The organism is Methylobacterium trifolii (assembly GCF_022179685.1).
GTDB classification, from domain to species: Bacteria; Pseudomonadota; Alphaproteobacteria; order Rhizobiales; family Beijerinckiaceae; genus Methylobacterium; species Methylobacterium trifolii.
Window position 1 is genome coordinate 1 of record NZ_BPRB01000143.1, and the last position, 15982, is coordinate 15982.

At 73.1% G+C, this 15982-nt stretch carries 19 protein-coding genes and 1 pseudogene; 8 read left to right on the forward strand and 12 right to left on the reverse strand.

The window, feature by feature from the left end; genetic code table 11:
• Window positions 1–43: 43 nt before the first annotated feature.
• The 6 genes from COGEMETH_RS13460 to COGEMETH_RS13485 all read right to left on the reverse strand — a co-directional run bounded on the left by COGEMETH_RS13460 (window position 44) and on the right by COGEMETH_RS13485 (window position 5896).
• The gene (locus tag COGEMETH_RS13460; protein ID WP_373875364.1) at window positions 44–967 is read right to left on the reverse strand and encodes a tetratricopeptide repeat protein; all 924 of its coding nucleotides are present in this window, start codon (window positions 965–967) and stop codon (window positions 44–46) included.
• Window positions 967–1896: a vWA domain-containing protein gene (locus COGEMETH_RS13465; protein WP_238183155.1), complete on the reverse strand. Its 930-nt coding sequence runs from the start codon at window positions 1894–1896 to the stop codon at window positions 967–969. Before COGEMETH_RS13465 ends, COGEMETH_RS13460 begins: the two co-directional genes overlap by 1 nt.
• A 196-nt stretch (window positions 1897–2092) precedes the next feature.
• Window positions 2093–3121, reverse strand: a complete 1029-nt coding sequence (locus tag COGEMETH_RS13470) for a VWA domain-containing protein (protein WP_238183156.1) — start codon at window positions 3119–3121, stop codon at window positions 2093–2095.
• A 2-nt stretch (window positions 3122–3123) separates the two neighbouring features.
• Window positions 3124–3588, reverse strand: a complete 465-nt coding sequence (locus COGEMETH_RS13475) for a DUF4381 family protein (RefSeq protein WP_238183173.1) — start codon at window positions 3586–3588, stop codon at window positions 3124–3126.
• 150 nt (window positions 3589–3738) lie between these two features.
• On the reverse strand, window positions 3739–4674 hold the full coding sequence (locus tag COGEMETH_RS13480) for a DUF58 domain-containing protein (protein ID WP_238183157.1): 936 nt from the start codon (window positions 4672–4674) through the stop codon (window positions 3739–3741).
• 196 nt (window positions 4675–4870) lie between these two features.
• Window positions 4871–5896: an AAA family ATPase gene (locus COGEMETH_RS13485; RefSeq protein ID WP_238183158.1), complete on the reverse strand. Its 1026-nt coding sequence runs from the start codon at window positions 5894–5896 to the stop codon at window positions 4871–4873.
• 228 nt (window positions 5897–6124) lie between these two features.
• Here COGEMETH_RS13485 and COGEMETH_RS13490 point away from each other — a divergent pair, with 228 nt between their 5' ends.
• Together COGEMETH_RS13490 and COGEMETH_RS13495 are read left to right on the forward strand one after the other, a co-directional pair.
• Window positions 6125–6838, forward strand: coding sequence for an MgtC/SapB family protein (locus COGEMETH_RS13490; protein WP_238183159.1), 714 nt, complete (start codon window positions 6125–6127; stop codon window positions 6836–6838).
• Between the two features lie 167 nt (window positions 6839–7005).
• Window positions 7006–7692 (forward strand): SDR family oxidoreductase, encoded by a 687-nt coding sequence (locus tag COGEMETH_RS13495; protein ID WP_238183160.1) that lies wholly within the window; start codon window positions 7006–7008, stop codon window positions 7690–7692.
• A 76-nt stretch (window positions 7693–7768) separates the two neighbouring features.
• Here COGEMETH_RS13495 and COGEMETH_RS13500 read toward each other — a convergent pair whose 3' ends face one another.
• Window positions 7769–8113, reverse strand: coding sequence for a hypothetical protein (locus tag COGEMETH_RS13500; protein WP_238183161.1), 345 nt, complete (start codon window positions 8111–8113; stop codon window positions 7769–7771).
• Window positions 8114–8450: 337 nt separating this feature from the next.
• On the opposite strand from COGEMETH_RS13500, the gene COGEMETH_RS13505 reads away from it, so the two are divergent.
• Entirely contained in the window at window positions 8451–9302 is an 852-nt protein-coding gene (locus COGEMETH_RS13505; protein ID WP_238183162.1) for a C40 family peptidase, read from the forward strand.
• A 182-nt stretch (window positions 9303–9484) separates the two neighbouring features.
• Here COGEMETH_RS13505 and COGEMETH_RS13510 read toward each other — a convergent pair whose 3' ends face one another.
• From COGEMETH_RS13510 to COGEMETH_RS13525, 4 genes are read right to left on the reverse strand one after another with little or no spacing between them, the layout of a single operon-like run.
• Complete coding sequence (locus COGEMETH_RS13510; protein WP_238183163.1) at window positions 9485–9943, reverse strand: arsenate-mycothiol transferase ArsC; 459 nt, start codon at window positions 9941–9943, stop codon at window positions 9485–9487.
• Between the two features lie 51 nt (window positions 9944–9994).
• Window positions 9995–10498, reverse strand: coding sequence for a UPF0262 family protein (locus tag COGEMETH_RS13515; RefSeq protein WP_238183164.1), 504 nt, complete (start codon window positions 10496–10498; stop codon window positions 9995–9997).
• Between the two features lie 10 nt (window positions 10499–10508).
• On the reverse strand, window positions 10509–11804 hold the full coding sequence (hisD, locus tag COGEMETH_RS13520) for a histidinol dehydrogenase (protein WP_238183165.1): 1296 nt from the start codon (window positions 11802–11804) through the stop codon (window positions 10509–10511).
• Between the two features lie 35 nt (window positions 11805–11839).
• Entirely contained in the window at window positions 11840–12283 is a 444-nt protein-coding gene (locus COGEMETH_RS13525) for a DUF2948 family protein (RefSeq protein ID WP_238183166.1), read from the reverse strand.
• Window positions 12284–12474: 191 nt separating this feature from the next.
• Between COGEMETH_RS13525 and COGEMETH_RS13530 the strand changes: the two genes are divergently transcribed.
• The 5 genes from COGEMETH_RS13530 to COGEMETH_RS13550 all read left to right on the forward strand — a co-directional run bounded on the left by COGEMETH_RS13530 (window position 12475) and on the right by COGEMETH_RS13550 (window position 15727).
• Window positions 12475–12801, forward strand: a complete 327-nt coding sequence (locus COGEMETH_RS13530; RefSeq protein ID WP_238183167.1) for a hypothetical protein — start codon at window positions 12475–12477, stop codon at window positions 12799–12801.
• Between the two features lie 203 nt (window positions 12802–13004).
• Window positions 13005–13361: a hypothetical protein gene (locus COGEMETH_RS13535; RefSeq protein WP_238183168.1), complete on the forward strand. Its 357-nt coding sequence runs from the start codon at window positions 13005–13007 to the stop codon at window positions 13359–13361.
• 33 nt (window positions 13362–13394) lie between these two features.
• Window positions 13395–13925, forward strand: a complete 531-nt coding sequence (locus tag COGEMETH_RS13540) for a type II toxin-antitoxin system VapC family toxin (protein ID WP_238183169.1) — start codon at window positions 13395–13397, stop codon at window positions 13923–13925.
• Between the two features lie 197 nt (window positions 13926–14122).
• On the forward strand, window positions 14123–14743 hold the full coding sequence (locus tag COGEMETH_RS13545; protein WP_238183170.1) for a Maf family protein: 621 nt from the start codon (window positions 14123–14125) through the stop codon (window positions 14741–14743).
• A gap of 9 nt (window positions 14744–14752) precedes the next feature.
• On the forward strand, window positions 14753–15727 hold the full coding sequence (locus COGEMETH_RS13550) for a cation diffusion facilitator family transporter (protein WP_238183171.1): 975 nt from the start codon (window positions 14753–14755) through the stop codon (window positions 15725–15727).
• 121 nt (window positions 15728–15848) lie between these two features.
• Here the strand turns inward: COGEMETH_RS13550 and COGEMETH_RS13555 are convergent.
• Window positions 15849–15982, reverse strand: a pseudogene (locus COGEMETH_RS13555) (succinyl-CoA--3-ketoacid-CoA transferase); the annotation flags it as partial.

The following is a 15982-nucleotide window of genomic DNA, read 5'->3' on the forward strand; positions in this document are numbered from 1 at the left end:
GCAAAGGGGGGAGGGAAGGCGCCCGCGACCCATTCCCAAAGAATCACCATGGGTTGCTCCCGGCGGGCATGGCGGTGCCGGCCTCGACGCGGCGGGTCTGCTCGGCCTTGAGGCGCAGCTTCAGGTAGCGGCCCGGATCGTCGGGGATGGTCTGGAGCCAGAGGCGGTCGGGGCGGATCTCGTGGGCCTCGAAGCTCTTGGTCACGCGGCGCACCTCCTTCTCGGGGGCCTCGGCCACCATGGCCGAGCCGCCGCCGGTGCGCCCGCGCCCGGCCGCGTCGCCGGCCGAGCCCCGCGCCTCGCCCCGGCCGGAATCGATCGATTGCTGCTCGGCCTTGCCCCGGCGGGCGACCTTGCTGTTGCCCGGCAGCGAGGAGGAGGCGGAGGCCTCCTTGTTGCCGGCCAGGCCTTCGCCGCTGGAGCTGGCATCGATGTCGTCGTTCTGGTCCTGGTTGGCGGTGTTGTTGTAGCGGGCGCCGTACTGGGCCGTGCCGTTGGCGATGCCGCCGCCCTTGCCGCGGTCGATCGCCTCCGCCAGCATCTTGGCGATGAGGGAGCGGTTGGCCTGCGCGTCGGCATCCCGCGGGTTGAACTGGAGCGCCGCGTCGTAGGCGGCGATCGCGCCGGGATAGTCGCCCATGCGCGCCAGCGCGTTGCCGAGGTTGTAGCTGTTGCGCCGGCCGCCGTTGCGGAAGAGGGCGGCGGCCTCGTCGTAGCGCCCGGCTGCGTAGAGGGCCGGGCCGCGCCAGGCCGGGTCGGCGATGATCGCGGCGGCCGCGCCTGGCAGCCCCACCCCCATCAGCAGGCGCCCGAGGCCGGTGCGCGGCTGCGAGACCAGGGCGAGCCCGAGGATGGCGGCGCCCGCGAGCCCCAGGCCGCCGATCCGGGCCCGGCGGCGCCAGGTCCGCGTCAGGCCCCGCGAGGCCGGCATGGACAGGAGCGGGGGGCGGATCGAGCCGGCGGGCATCAGGCGCTCCTGCGGAACAGGACGAGGGCGGGGATGGCGGCCAGCCACAGCAGCCAGCGCCCGAAATCGGCGAAGGCCAGCACGGTGTAGCCGCCGGCCGTGAGATGCTGCGCGGTGCCGGCGCCCACCGCGTCGAGGACGGGGCCGGGGGCGGAGAGGTCCGCCGTCACGCCGCCGCCCGCCTGCACCAGTTGCTCCAGGGCCGCCCGGTCGGGCTTCGGCGCGCCCGGCGGCAGGGCGGTGCCGGCCGGCACGAACAGGCCCTGCAGGCGCCAGCCCTTGTCCCGCATGGCGCGGGCCTCGCGCAAAGCCGCCTCGTTGATGCCGTCCCCGTCGGTGATCAGCACCACGTCGGCGGCGACCACGTCGGCCTCGGCCAGCGTCCGGCGGGCGAGCGCCAGCCCGCGCTCCGGGTGGCTGCCGCGGTCGGGCACGGTGTCGGCGTCGAGGGCAAACAGGGTGGTGCCGAAGCTGTCGCGGTCGGTGGTCGGCGGCATGGCGAGGTAGGCGTCGCCCGCGTAGACCACGAGCGCCACGGAGCGGGTGCCGGCCGCCTCGGCCACCCCTTGGGCGGTCTGGCGCAGGGCCTGGAGGCTGCCGCCGGCCGCGACCGAGCGGGAGAGGTCGACGACGATCACCGTGGCGTCGAGGTTGCGGAAGCTCGCCGCATCCGTGCGCTCCACGGCCGGGCCGGTGAGCGCCAGGGCGATCAGGCCGGCCGCGACCGCGGCTGCGAGGTTCGCCTGCCGCCGGCCGCCGAGCACCGCGCCGCGGCGGGCGAGATGGGCCATCAGGGCGGGGTCGACGGCGCGGGTCCAGTCGCCGAGGGGTGCGGCGCGGGATGCCGCGCGCAAAGCCAGCAGTGCGACGACCGGGATCGCCAGGAACCACCAGGGACGCAGCAGGGCGTAGGCGTCGAGCGCGCTCATGCGGGAGCCCCGCCGGAGCTTAGAACCGGTCGTCCCACCCACACCCTCATCCTGAGGTGCCGCCGCGAAGCGGTGGCCTCGAAGGAGCCCTTCAGAAATCTCGGCGATGGCTGGAGGGCTCCTTCGAGGCCGCTGACGCGGCACCTCAGGATGAAGGCGTGGATGGGAGGAGACGGGGATTCGAAGGACCGGACCATCACGCGCCCCTCCGGGTGGCGAGCAGCGCGGCGGCGCAGAGCAGGGCCAGGGCGGCGGGCCAGGGCCAGAGGTCGCGGCGCAGCGGCAGGGGGGGCGCCTTGGCCCGGCCGCCCTCCAGGGCGTCGATGGAGCCGGCCACCGCGATCAGGTCCTCGGTCGTCTTCACCCGGAAGGCCTTGCCGCCGCTGATCTCGGCCATCTCGCGCAAGGTCTCGGTGTCGACCACGTCCTGCTCGCCCTGGGCGTCGGCCATGTCGCGGGGGCCGAGTGCGATGGTGTAGACCTTGATGCCGAGTTCCTTGGCCAGGGCCGCCACGTCCTTGGGCGTGGTCTGGCCGGCGTTGTTGGCCCCGTCCGAGAGCAGGATCACCACCTTGGCGGTGGCCGGTCCCGGCTGGCCCGCGTCCCTGCCTGTGTCCTTGGGGTCGAGGCGGCGGAGTGCCAGCCCGAGCCCGTCGCCGATGCCGGTGGAGCGGCCCACCAGGCCGATGGTGGCCTCTTCGAGGGCGTGGGCGACGCTGGCCGTGTCGAAGGTCAGGCTGGCGGCCACAAAAGCCTGGTCGGCGAAGATGACGAGGCCGATGCGGTCGCCCGCCCGGCGGCGGATGAAGTCGGCGCCGACGCGCTTGACCGCCACCAGCCGGTTCACCTCCTGCCCGTCGAGGGAAAAGTCCCGCCGCTCCATCGAGCCGGAGAGATCCATCGCCAGCATGATCTCCCGGCCCGAGGCCGGCAGCGCGGTCGCCGGCAGGACGAGGCGGGGGCCGGAGAGCGCCGCGACCAGCGCCGCCCACAGGGTCCAGAGCAGCAGGGTGCGGCGGCGCCCGCGGGCGCCCACGTCGCCGCCGGCCTCGTGGCGCGCCACCAGGGAGGCCGGCACCCTCAGGGCCCCGCTCGACCCTTGCGCCTCCGCCGGGATCAGGCGGGCGGCCAGCAGCGGCAGGGGCAGGGCCAGCAGCGCCCAGGGCGCGGCGAGGTCGAAGGCGGAGGCGAGCGCCGTGAGCCAGGCAGGGAAGAGGCCTGCCATCGTCACGTCCTGATCCGGCCGATGAGGCGGGCGAGTTCTGCGTCGATCGCGGCCGGGTCCGGCGTCTCGCGCCGGCGGTAGAGGCCGTCGACCAGGGTGCGGCCGGCGCCCGCGGAGAAGAAGTCGGTCCCGAACAGGCTATCCAGGCGGGCGGCCCAGGCGGCGCCCTGCGCGTCGGCGGCGTCCGCGCCCTGGAGCTTGCGGGCCAGCCGCCGCAGCAGGCCGGCCTGGGCCACGAGGCGCGCCTCCGGCGCCAGGGTGCGGGAGCCGGCCAGCTCCCGCAGGGCCGCGCGGCGCAGGGTGGCGCGCGAGCGGGTGCGCAGGGTGCGCACCAGCCCCACCAGGATGGCGGCGACGAAACCCAGCGCGATGGCGGCCACCACCTCCCCCTGCACCGCGCCGGCGGCGTTGCCGGGCAGGTGCAGGCCGCGGAGTTCAATGAGGTTCAGGGGAGCGTCGGCGGGCATCATGGGCCGAGTCCCATGCGCGACGCGATTCCCCTCCTCCTTGCGGGGAGGGGCAAGGGGTGGGGGTGGTTCAGGATCGAGCGGTGCGGTGCCTTCTGCACCACCCCCACCTCCGGCTCCTCCCCGCAAGGGGGAGGAGAGACTCCCCCGTCACAGCACCGCATCGAGCCGCTCCATCAGCGGGGCGTAGGCTTCCGGTCCGGCCTCCACGTCGAGGCGCAGGCCCGCGATGCCGCGGCGGGCGTAGTCGGATAGCCGCTCGTCGGCCTCCGCGCTCCCCGTCGCCCCGGCCCGGCCGGCTTGCACGGTGCCGCGCCGGCCGTCCGAGAGGGCGAAGGGGTAGAAGCCGGCCGGGCGCTGCCGCTCGAAGGCGTCGCTGACCAGGATCAGGCGGATCGAGAGGCGCTCGGCCAGAAGGGTCAGGAGGTGGTCGAAATCGGGGCCGGGCGCATCGAGCGCGCTGGCGATGACGAGGTGGCCGCCGGAGGGCAGCAGGCTGCGCGCGAGCGTCAGCATGGCATCGAGCGGGGGGTCGGCCGCCTCGGCATCGTCGAGGGCGCGGGCATGGGCCAGGGCGAGCGCCCCGGTCACGGCCGTCATCGCCCGCTCGCCGCCGGCCGGGCGCAGCGCCACGGGCTCGCCCACGCCGGCCACCGCGAGGCCGATGCGGCCGCCGTCGCCGACGACCCGCCAGCCCAGCAGGGTCAGGGCCTCGGCGGCCGCGACCGAGCGCAGGGCCCGGCGGGTGCCGAACAGCATGGAGGGCCGGAAGTCGGCCAGCAGCACCACGGCCCGGTCGCGCTCGTCGTGGTGGGTGCGCACGTGCAGCACCCCGGTGCGGGCGGTGGCGTTGCGGTCGATGTGACGCCGGTCGTCACCCTCCGACCAGAGCCGCACGTCGTCGGGCTCGGAACCCCGCCCGCGCCGCTTCGTGACGATGCCGCCGGGCAGGCCGGCGAGCGTGCGCGTTGTGGGCGCGACCCCGCGGCGGGCAAGGTGGCGCAGGCCCATCAGCGCCTCGCCGGACAGGTGGATGCCGGGGTTTTTTTCGGTTTTTTCGTACTCGGGGGTTGGGGATGCGGTCATGGGTGAGCCGCGCGGCTCCCTTCCCTCCCCCCTCTGCGGGGGAGGGTGGCCCGCGAGCTAAGTCGGGAGAGGGGAGCACCGTATCCGGACGCGTCCCTCCCCTCTCCCGACCCTCGCTCATGCGAGGGCCACCCTCCCCCGCAGAGGGGGGAGGGACGCGCGCGCTCGCAAAAGCCGTCCGCCAACCCTGTCACCCTCAGAGCGCCCGCACCCGCTGCACGAGGCCGCCGATGATGCCGCGGGCGGTCTTGCCCTCGGCGGCGGCGCGCCAGGTCAGGCCGATGCGGTGGGCCAGCGCGTCCGAGGCCAGCGCGGCGATATCCTCGGGGACGACGTGGTCGCGCCCGTGCAGGTAGGCCCGCGCCTTGCCCGCCACCATCAGGGCCAGCGTCCCGCGCGGCGAGGCCGGGTGCTCGATCGCCGCGCGCAGGTCGGGCGCCGCCGCGTCGCTGCGGGTGCCGGCCACGAGGCGCACGAGGTAGTCCTTCAGCGCAGGCGAGACGTAGACGGAGAGCGCGGCCTCCCGCGCGGCGCGGACCTCGTCCAGCGTCAGCCGCACCGGCATGGCCTCGGCGTGGTGGTTCAGCTCGCCCTCCACGAGGTCGAGGATCGCCCGCTCGGAGGCCTCGTCCGGCATCTCCACCACGACGTGGAGCAGGAAGCGGTCGAGCTGCGCCTCGGGCAGGGGGAAGGTGCCGGCGTGCTCGATCGGGTTCTGGGTGGCCACCACCATGAAGGGGTCGGGCAGCGGATGGGTGTGGCCGGCCACCGTGATCTGGCCCTCGGCCATGGATTCGAGCAGCGCCGACTGCACCTTGGGCGGCGCGCGGTTCACCTCGTCCACCAGGATCAGGGAGTGGAACAGGGGGCCGGGCAGGAACTCGAAGCTGCCGCTGTCCTGGCGCCAGACGGTCGTGCCGGTGAGGTCGGCCGGCATCAGGTCGGGGGTGCATTGCACGCGGGCGAAGGAGCCGTCGAGGCCGTCGGCCAGGCGCTTGACCGCGCGGGTCTTGGCCAAGCCCGGCGCCCCCTCGATCAGGAGGTGGCCGCCGGTGAGCAGGCCGATCATCAGGCGCTCCACCAGGCCGGAGCAGCCGATGAGGCCGTGCTCCAGGCCGTCGCGGAGCGCCAGGATGCGGGCGCGCAGGGCGCCGTCGGCGGGCGCCGTCGCGGGGGGCTCGGCCAGGGCCGCGCCGCGCTCGGCCAGGGCTGCACCGCTCATGCGCGCGCCGGCCCGATGGCCGCCGCAGGGACGATGTCCTGCATCCTGTCCGTCTCCTCGGGAATACTGTCTTAGTCTCGGATTCTTAGGCGATCCTCAGCCCTGTCCGTGTGCCCGTCGCCGGGGCCGTCCGTCAATCCCGCGCGGGTGGCCTCGGGCAATATGCCCGAGGGGCCGCCGCAGGCCGGGCGTCACCGTTCCGTCATGTGGGGCGGCGTAGGAGCGCGCATGACCATCGGCCCCTACATCCTGCCCGAGACCCTCAACTCGGCGATCAGCCTGATCGTGGCCTTCGTGCTCGGCACCCTGATCGGGGCGGAACGGCAGTACCGGCAGCGCAGCGCCGGCCTGCGCACGGCGGTGCTGGTGGCGCTGGGCGCGGCGGCCTTCGTGGACCTCGGCGTCCGGCTCACCGGCAACGAGGGCGGCACCCGCACGGTGGCCTACGTGATCTCCGGCATCGGCTTCCTCGGGGCCGGCGTGATCATGAAGGAGGGGATGAACGTGCGCGGCCTCAACACGGCCGCGACCCTCTGGTGCTCGGCGGCGGTCGGCGCCTTCGCCGGGGCCGACCTGCCGCTCGAGGCCCTGTTCGTCACGGTGGCGGTGCTGGCCTGCAACACCCTGCTGCGGCCGCTGGTCAACGCCATCAACCGGGCGCCGATCCGCGAGAGCGAGACCGAGGCGACCTACGAGGTCCAGGTCACCACCTCGCCCGAGGGCGCGGGGCCGGCCCGCGACCTCCTGGTCGAGCGCCTGGAGGCGGCGAGCTACCCCGTCGCCGGGATCGAGGTGGTGGAGCGGGGCGAGGAGGCGGTCGAGGTGGTCGCCACCCTGCTCGCCAGCGCCGTCGAGGCCGCCGAGCTCGATGCGGTGACGGCGGAACTGGAGCGCGCCCCCGGCATCCGCCACGCGACGTGGTCGGCGCAGACGGCCGATTGAGTTCTTTTCGTCGGTCGGACGACCGCTCGCCGGAACGGGAGAGGACCCCGTCACCGTGTGCGGCCGCGCACCTGGGACGCGGCCGCGCGCTTTCCCCGCCCCCGTCCAGCGCCAACCTCATCCTCCGCAGCGCCGGACCTTGAACCCGGCCCCGCCGGAGAACCACCATGGCAAGCACCCAAAAGCACGCACTGATCGTCGGCGCCTCGCGCGGCCTCGGCCTCGGCCTAGTCGAGACCTTCCTGGCCCGCGGCTGGCGCGTCACGGCGACCCAGCGCAAGCCCTCGCCCGAACTCGCGGCCCTGTCATCCGACGCGCTCACCGTCGAGACCGCCGATATCGACGACGACGCCTCGGTCTCCGCCCTGCACGGGCGGATCGGCGCGCAGGCATACGACCTGATCTTCGTGGTGGCGGGCGTGGCGACGCAGGCGCACGACCCCCTGCACGCGGTGCCGCGGGAGGTCGCCGCGCAGGTCTACCTCACCAACGCGGTGAGCCCGATCCGCTTCGCGGACGCGTTTCACGGGACGCTGGCCCCAGGCGGCAGCATCGCCTTCATGAGCTCGATCCTCGGCAGCGTCGGGCTCAACGAGGCGGGCGGCTGGGAGAATTACCGGGCGAGCAAGGCGGCCCTCAACACCCTGGCCCGCAGCTTCCAGATCCGCCACGGCGCATCCGGTCTGAGCGTCCTGCTGCTGCATCCGGGCTGGGTCCGCACCGACATGGGCGGGGCGGAGGCCGACATCGACGTGGAGACCAGCGTCACCGGCCTGACCGACGTGATCGAGCGGCATCTCGGCCGGCCCGGCACCGCCTATCTCGACTACAGGGGCGAGACCCTGGCCTGGTAGGCGCTTGGGCCGAACGCAAGACGCCGCGCCCGTCTCCACGGGCGCGGCGTCTGGCTGTCGTCACGATGGAAGGAAATCAGCGGCGCGGGTCGAGGGGGCGGCCGCGCCGCTCCACGATCACGGGCGGGCGGGTGCGGCGCTCCACGATGACGGTGCGCGGCGCCCGGCTCGGGCCGCCCTGGCTGAAGATGCGCTCCGGCATCCGCTCCGGGCGGCGCTCCGTCTTCGCCCGCTGGGCGGCCAGGACGTGGGGGCGGACCTCGTCGGCCGGCAGGCCGATCAGACCGGCGGCGATCTCGACCTGCTGGTCGAGGTCGTCGGCGAGATCCTGGGCAGCCGCCACCGCCTCGACGATCGTCGGGGGCTCCTTGCGCACCCGGATCGGTGGCAGGTCGGCGAAGCTTTTGGGGGTCTTCTTCACGGCGCGGCTCGCACTTGGCATGACCCCAACATAGTGGACACGAGACGCATTGTGCACTGCATCAAAATTCGAGGCGGCAGCGTCTCCGGCGCATGACGGGCGGCCTGCCCCTTGCTCAGGCAGGATGTGCTCCAATCCATGAGGCGCTGAGATGATTCTCTATGCAAATGCTGCGGAGAGAGGCAGAAGAACGCGTCGAAATGACGCGGGTTCAGGACCGATCTGAGGGGGCCGCAGGACCGTGTACGGCCCGGCCCTGCGGCCGCCATGTGGTGGACGGACATGTCCGTCGAGGAAATCGTGAGATAATCCGCGCCGGATGCGCCCAGGGACGACCATGCCGACGCCGAACCTCGACCCGCGCCTCACCCCCGCCCGGCCCGACCTCGCCGATGCGAGTCTCGCCGGCGTGGTGAGCGCCGCGCGCTTCGTGACGGGGGAGCCGCGCCGGGTCGTGGCCGCCTCCGCGCCCTTGCGCCGGGCGCCTTCGCCCGAATCCGGGATCGACACCGAAGCGGTGCTGGGCGACGCCGTGACCCTCTACGAGGTGCGCGACGGCTTCGCTTGGGTGCGGCTCACGCATGACGGCTATGTCGGCTACCTCGCCGCCGACAGCCTCGGCCCGGCCGACCCGGCCCCGACGCACCGGGTCGCGGCCCTGCGCACCTTCCTCTACCCCGTCGCCGACCTGAAGCGACCGCCGCGCGGCCATCTGAGCCTCGGCGCGGCGCTCGCCGTCACCGGAACGGCGGGAGATTACCTGGAGACGCCGGGCGGCTTCGTCTTCGCCCGCCATTGCGTGCCGGTGGCCCGGCGCGAGCCCGACCCGGCGGGCACGGCCGAGCGCCTCGTTGGCACCCCCTATCTCTGGGGCGGCCGCACCAGCCTCGGCCTCGACTGCTCCGGCCTCGTCCAGCTCTGCCTGGACCTCGCCGGCCTGCCCTGCCCCCGCGACGCCGACCAGCAGGAGCGGGCGCTCGGCGCCCCGCTGTCGACCGACCTTGCGGGTCTCGCCCGCGGCGACCTCGTGTTCTGGCGCGGCCATGTCGGGATGATGCTCGACGCCACCCGCCTGATCCACGCCAACGGCCACCACATGGCGGTGGCGGTGGAGCCCCTGCGGGAGGCCACCGCCCGCATCCTGGCCAACAGCTACGGGCCGGTCACGTCGATCCGGCGATTCTTTTAGGAATCCCTCTGCTTCTCAAGGCAATCGGAGCGCCCTGCCCTCCCCCCTCTGAGGGGGAGGGTGGGTCTCGCGTCAGCGAGGGTCGGGAGCGGGGAGCGACAGGTCCGGATGCGGCGCTCCCCTCCCCCGACCCGCTTCGCGGGCCACCCTCTCCCGCAGAGGGGAGAGGGGGAGTAGCCCCATCACCCCTTCAGCCGGCTCTTGATCCGGTAGATCAGCCCGTCGCGCAGATCCCGGTAGGCATCGAGGCGCTGCTCGCGGGAGGCGTCCTGGAGGATGGTCGGGTCGGGGGTCTGCCAGTATTCCACCTCGGCCGCGATGGTGTGGGTGAGCGCCAGGGCCTTGTGGTGGGCCTCCGGGGCCAGGGTGATGATGAGGTCGAAGTTCAGGCCCTCCCAGTCCTCCAACTCCTGCACCGTGCGCGGCTTGTGCTTGGAGGCGTCGATGCCGATCTCGTCGAGTGCGGCCACCATGAACGGGTCGCGGGGCTCCCCCGAGCGGACGCCCGCCGACTGCACGTAGACCGACTTGCCGAAATAGTGGCGCGCGATCGCCTCCGCCGCGGGCGAGCGCACGGCGTTGAAGTTGCACATGAACAGGACCGACTGCACCCGCCGTTTTTTTGGGACGCCGTCGTCCATCGCGGGGGCCTTAAGCGCGCGTCACGGGCAGGGCGTCCCGCGGCACGGGCCTCAGCCCTTCCAGTGCAGGGCGAAGATCAGCGTGAACAGGCGCCGGGCCGTGTCGTGGTCGAGGTCGACCTTGCCGTCCAGGCGCTGCTTCAGGGTCTCGGAGGCCTCGTTGTGCAGGCCGCGCCGGCCCATGTCGATCGCCTCGATCTGCGTCGGCGAGGCGGTGCGGATGGCGTTGTAGTAGCTCTCGCAGATCATCTCGTAGTCGCGGATCACCCGCCGGAAGGGGGTGAGCGAGAGCAGGTGCGTCATCACCGGCTCGCCCGCCTCCGACTTGATCGCGAAGGAGAGCTTGTTCTCCACCAGCCCCAGCGTCAGGGCGTAGGGGCCGGTTCGGCCGGGAATGGCGAAGCGGTTCGATTCCAGGATGTCGAAGATCGCGATGGCGCGCTCGTGCTCCTGGTCCGGGTTGCCGCGGCCGATGGAGTCGTCGTCGAGCGCCACCCCGATCAGGCGGTCGCCGCCCGCATCCTCACGCGTCTCCACACCCTTGTCCTCGGACATCCGGATCGCCTCACAGGTTCAGGCGGATCGCAACGGAGCGGGCGTGCCCCTCCAGGCCCTCCGACCGGCCGAGCGTTATCGCCGCCGGCCCGAGCGCCCGCAAGCTCTCCGGCGTGCAGGCCAGGATGGTGGTGCGTTTCATGAAGTCCAGCACCCCGAGCCCGGAGGAGAACCGGGCCGAGCGGGCGGTGGGCAGCACGTGGTTGGGGCCGCCGACGTAGTCGCCGATCGCCTCCGGCGTGTGCGAGCCCAGGAAGATCGCCCCCGCGTTCCGGATCTTTCGGGACAGGGCCTCGGCGTCCTGGGTCTCGATCTCGAGGTGTTCGGGGGCGATGCGGTCGACCAGGGGCACCGCCTCGTCGAAGTCCCGCACGCGCACGATCGCGCCGTAGTCGCGCCAGCTCGCGCGGGCGATCTCCTGGCGCGGCAGCGTGGTCAGCGCCCGCTCCACCGCGGCCTCGACGGCATCGGCCAATTCGGCGCTGTCGGTGATGAGGATCGACTGGGCCGCCACGTCGTGCTCGGCCTGGGCCAGGAGGTCGGCGGCGATCCAGTCCGGGTTGGCGTGGTGGTCGGCTAGGATCAGCACCTCGGAGGGGCCGGCGATCATGTCGATGCCGACCTGGCCGAAGACCCGGCGCTTGGCCGCCGCGACCCAGGCGTTGCCGGGCCCGACCACCTTGGCCACCGCCCCGATCGTCTCCGTGCCGTAGGCCAAGGCCGCGACCGCCTGGGCGCCGCCGACCCGGTAGACCTCGTGCACGCCGGACAGGTGGGCCGCGGCCAGCACGAGCGGGTTCAGCACCCCGTCCGGCGTCGGCACCACCATGACGATGCGCGGCACGCCGGCCACGCGCGCGGGCAGGGCGTTCATCAGCACCGAGGAGGGGTAGCTCGCCGTGCCGCCGGGGACGTAGAGCCCGACCGATTCGAGCGCCGTCCAGCGCCAGCCGGCGGTGACGCCCAGCGCATCGGTCGCCCGGTGGTCGGCGGGCACCTGCGCCCGGTGGAAGGCCTCGATCCGCTCTGCGGCGAGCCGCAAGGCGTCGAGCGCCTCGGCCGGACAGGCGGCGACAGCCGCCGCGATCTCCGCCTCGCTCACCCGCAGGGAGGCCGGCGAAAAATCCGGGCCGAGCCGGTCGAAACGGCGGGTGTAGTCCACCAGCGCCCGGTCGCCGCCGGACACGACCCCGGCGATGATGGCGCGCACCGCCTCGTCCACGTCCTGCGCGATCTCGCGCTTGGCCGTGAGCAGGCGCGCGAACGCCGTCGAAAAATCCGGTTCCGTGCTGTCGAGGCGAACCATCGGAGGCCGTTCGTTGTCGCAGAGAATGGGGGGCGTCAGGCCGCGGTGTCGGAGGGGCGGTGGTCGGGGCGGCTCTCCGCCTCCCAGACCGGGCCGAGGTCCTTCAGCGCCGCCTCGACGCATTCCACGTCGAGGCGGATCGCGGCGCCGCCGGCGAAGACCAGGGTGACGGTGCCGGAGGGAGGCTCCCCCGGATCGAAGGTGACGGCCAGGAGGTTCAGGGGCGCGTCCGCCTCCTGGCCCGGTGCGATCCCGCGGGTGCGCACGCCCAGCACCCGCTCGAAATGCACCCCCGCCAGGCGCCGGCGCGGCGCCGCCCCCGGCTCGGCCGACCAGTCGAAGCGGCGCACGGCCAGGGCGAAGCGGTGCTCGGCGGCCAGGTAGGTGAGGTCGCCCGCCCGCAGGATGCCGTCCTGGAGGTGGGCCGAGATCACCGTGAGGTCTTCGGCGTCGAGGGCTGCGAGCTTGAGAAGCTCCATGACGGTCCTTGAGAATGCGGGCCCGCGATGGGCCCGCGGCCGGTGGGCGTCCGATGGGCGTCTCTTGTGGCTGTGGCCGGTAGGTAGCGAGGCGATCCCGTTCCGGCAACCGGAACCGGCCTCAGCCGTCGTTCATTCACGGGACGCTATCCCGGCTCCCTGGACCGACCACCGACCGAAAGAGACCCTCCATGAGACTGAAGCGCTTCACCCTCGCGGCCATCACCGCCCTGACCCTCGGGACGACGCTGGGCGCGCTCGAGGCCAGCGCCCAGTATTACCGCGACGATTTCGGCGGCCCCCGCCGGTTCGAGCGCGGCTACGACGAGGACCGCTACGACCGCCCCCGCCGCCGCGACTACGACGAGGACCGCTACGACCGTCCCCGCCGCGGCCGGGGCGGCAGCATCTGCGTCACCGCCCGCGGTAACTGCGTGACCCGGCCGGCCCCCTTCAACTCGTCCTGCGGCTGCGAGGTGCCCGGCTTCGGCTTCAAGCGCGGCCAGATCGGCGGCTGATGTCGTCGACCACCGCCCCCACCGCCGGACGGGTTCGTCCGGCGGTGGGGACCTTAAACCTTGGCACGGCTCGGGTCGCGCCCGCTTCAAGCGGGAGGTGGATGAGCAGGTAGACAGTAGGCCCGGCACCCGCGGTTGCGGGCACATCCCACTCCATCTATGTCTGCAAAGCAGGGAATTTGTTGAACACACCGGAGCCGTTGATGACCGGGAACCTGCGACGGACACCCGCTGAGACGAAGCCGTTCCCGGTCAAACGTCGGCGTTCTGCGACGATTGAACGGTCGGCGCCTGTTCCGGAGGAACCGTCGATCCGCCATCAGGTCGAGGCCGTGCTGTCCCGGGCGCAGGAGAGCGGTCTGACCGCTAACAAGGCCGGACGGATTTCGGGCCGTGTCTCGTCCGAACTGATCGAGCGCGCGAAGGCCCGGACGGGTCTTCGATCCGATACTGAATTGCTGGAATTCGCCCTGGCGAACGTCGCGATCGCGGACGACTTCGCGCATGTGTTCCGCGACCTGAAAGGGACGGTCGATCCCGATCTGGACCTCGGCTTCTAGTCTGTGCCGTTCGACTTCAGGTCCGCCGAGCGCGTGCGGCGGCACGACCCGGGAACGACGCTGCGCCGGCGGCCCGACGACCGCCTGCCCTTCCTCGGCGGAGAGGCCCGCGCGGGGACCGGCCTCCTGCTCGACACCTGCGTCTACATCGACCAGATGCAGGGTCGTGCGCCCGGGATCGTGGAAGACCTGCTCGCGATCAGGCCGGTGCACCACAGCGCGGTCGCCCTGCAGGAACTGATGCATACGGTCGGCGTGCTCGATCCCGCCGACGCCCGCAGCGGGCGGGCCGTCGCCTCCATCGGGACGGCGATCGATGCCATGCCGCCGCACCGGATCGTCGTTCCCGACCTCGACGTGCTCGCCAGGGCCGCGGTCTATGCGGGGATGCTCAGCCGCAACCAGGGCTATGTCAGGGACGCCCGGATGAGCGCGCTGCACGACTGCGTGCTGTTCCTTCAGGCGATGAAGCTCGGGTTCTGCGTGCTGACGCGCAACCTGACGGACTTCGACCTGCTGCTCCAGATGCGGCCGGACGGGCGCGTCCTGTTCTACCGGACCTGACGGGCCCTCGCCCCATTCCCGCTCCGGGACGATCCGCGCCCGGCCCGGTTGAGCCCCGGTCAACCTCTGCCTGCCAATCTCCCTCTTGCGAGCCGCGTTGCGTATCGGCTCCGCAACGGACGGTCCCGCCGGCAGGGCCATTCCCTGCGGCGGGGCCTCCGTCTTGCGGCCCGGGCCCGATCCGTGACACTGGGGCGATGGACCCCCGCACGCCCTGGCTCGGCCCGGCACCCCTCCTGCTCGCCTCCGCCAGCCCGACCCGGCGCCTGCTCCTCGAAGGCGCGGCGATCCCCGTCGAGGTGATCGCCGCCGACGTGGACGAGCGCGCCCTGGAGGCGGAGGCCGCCGGCCTCTCCCCCCCCGACCTCGCCCGACACCTGGCCGCGGCCAAGGCGGCGGCCGTCGCCGCCCGGCATCCGGACCGGGTGGTGGTCGGCGCCGACCAGGTGCTGGCCTGCGACGGCACGGTGTTCCACAAGCCAGCCGATGCGGAACAGGCCCGCGCCCAGCTCGCGCGGTTGTCCGGGCGCAGCCATCACCTGCACGCGGCGGTGGCGATCGCCACGGGCGGGCAGGTGCGGGACGGCTTCGTCGAGACCGCCCGCCTGACCCTGCGGCCCCTCGATGCGGAGGCCATCGCGGCCTACGTCGCCTGTGCCGGCGAGGTAGCCGTCCGCGCGAGCGTGGGCGGCTACCAGCTCGAGGGCGTGGGCATTCATCTCTTCGCGGCGGTGGAGGGCGACCACAGCACCATCCTCGGCCTGCCCCTGCTGCCCCTGCTGGCGCGCCTGCGCGCCGCCGCTCTTTTTGCATTCTAGGGGGACGCTTTGGCCGGACACGGGCACGATCATCACGGGCATTCCCACGGCGGGCATTCCCACAGCGGGCATGGAGGCCACGGCGGAGGCCATGGCCACGCCCACGCCCCAAAAAACTTCGGGCCCGCCTTCGCGATCGGCATCGCCCTCAACACCGCCTTCGTGCTGATCGAAGCCGGCTACGGATGGGCGAGCAACTCGATGTCGCTGGTGGCCGATGCCGGCCACAACCTCTCCGACGTGCTCGGGCTGGTGGTGGCCTGGATCGCCTCGGTGCTGGTCCGGCGCCGGGCCAGCGCCCGCTTCACCTACGGCCTGCGCGGCTCCTCGATCCTGGCCGCCCTGTTCAACGCCGTCTTCCTGCTCGTCGCCACGGGACTGATCCTGTGGGAGGCGGTGGCGCGCCTGCTCCATCCCGAGCCGGTGGCGGGCGTGACGGTGATGGTGGTGGCCGGCATCGGCATCCTGGTCAACGGGCTGACGGCGTGGCTGTTCGCGTCGGGGGCCAAGGGCGACATCAACGTCCGGGGCGCCTTCCTGCACATGCTCGCGGACGCGGCGGTCTCGGCCGGCGTCGTCCTGGCGGGGCTCGCGATCCTCGCCACCGGCCTCGACTGGATCGACCCCGCGGTCAGCCTCGTCATCGCCGGGCTGATCGTCTGGGCGACCTGGGGCCTGCTACGCGACAGCCTGGCGATGGCGCTCGGCGCCGTGCCCCCCGGCATCGTCCCGGAGGCGGTGCAGGACTACCTGCGAACCCGGCCCGGCGTCGCGGACCTGCACGACCTCCACATCTGGCCGATGAGCACCACCGAGGCGGCACTCACCGCCCACCTGGTGATGACGGGCGGCCACCCCGGCAACCGCTTCCTGGCCGAGACGGCCGACGGCCTGCGCGACCGCTTCGGCATCGGCCACGCCACCCTGCAGGTGGAGGAGGCCGGCGGCCCGCCCTGCCGGCTCGCCGGGCCTTGCGCGGTATGAAACGAACCCGGCGCGCGCCCCACCCTCCCCCCTCTGCGGGGGAGGGTGGGCCTCGCGTCAGCGAGGGTCGGGAGAGGGGAGCGACGGCCACCCTCCCCCGCAGAGGGGAGCGGGACGGAAGCTACGCGGCGAGCGCGACGGTGTACTCGGCCTCGGTCTTGGCGCGGACCTCGTCCTCGCCGACACCCTCGGCGAGTTCGATCAGCCGCATGCCGCCATCGCCCTTCTTGTCGATGGCGAACACGCCCAGATCCG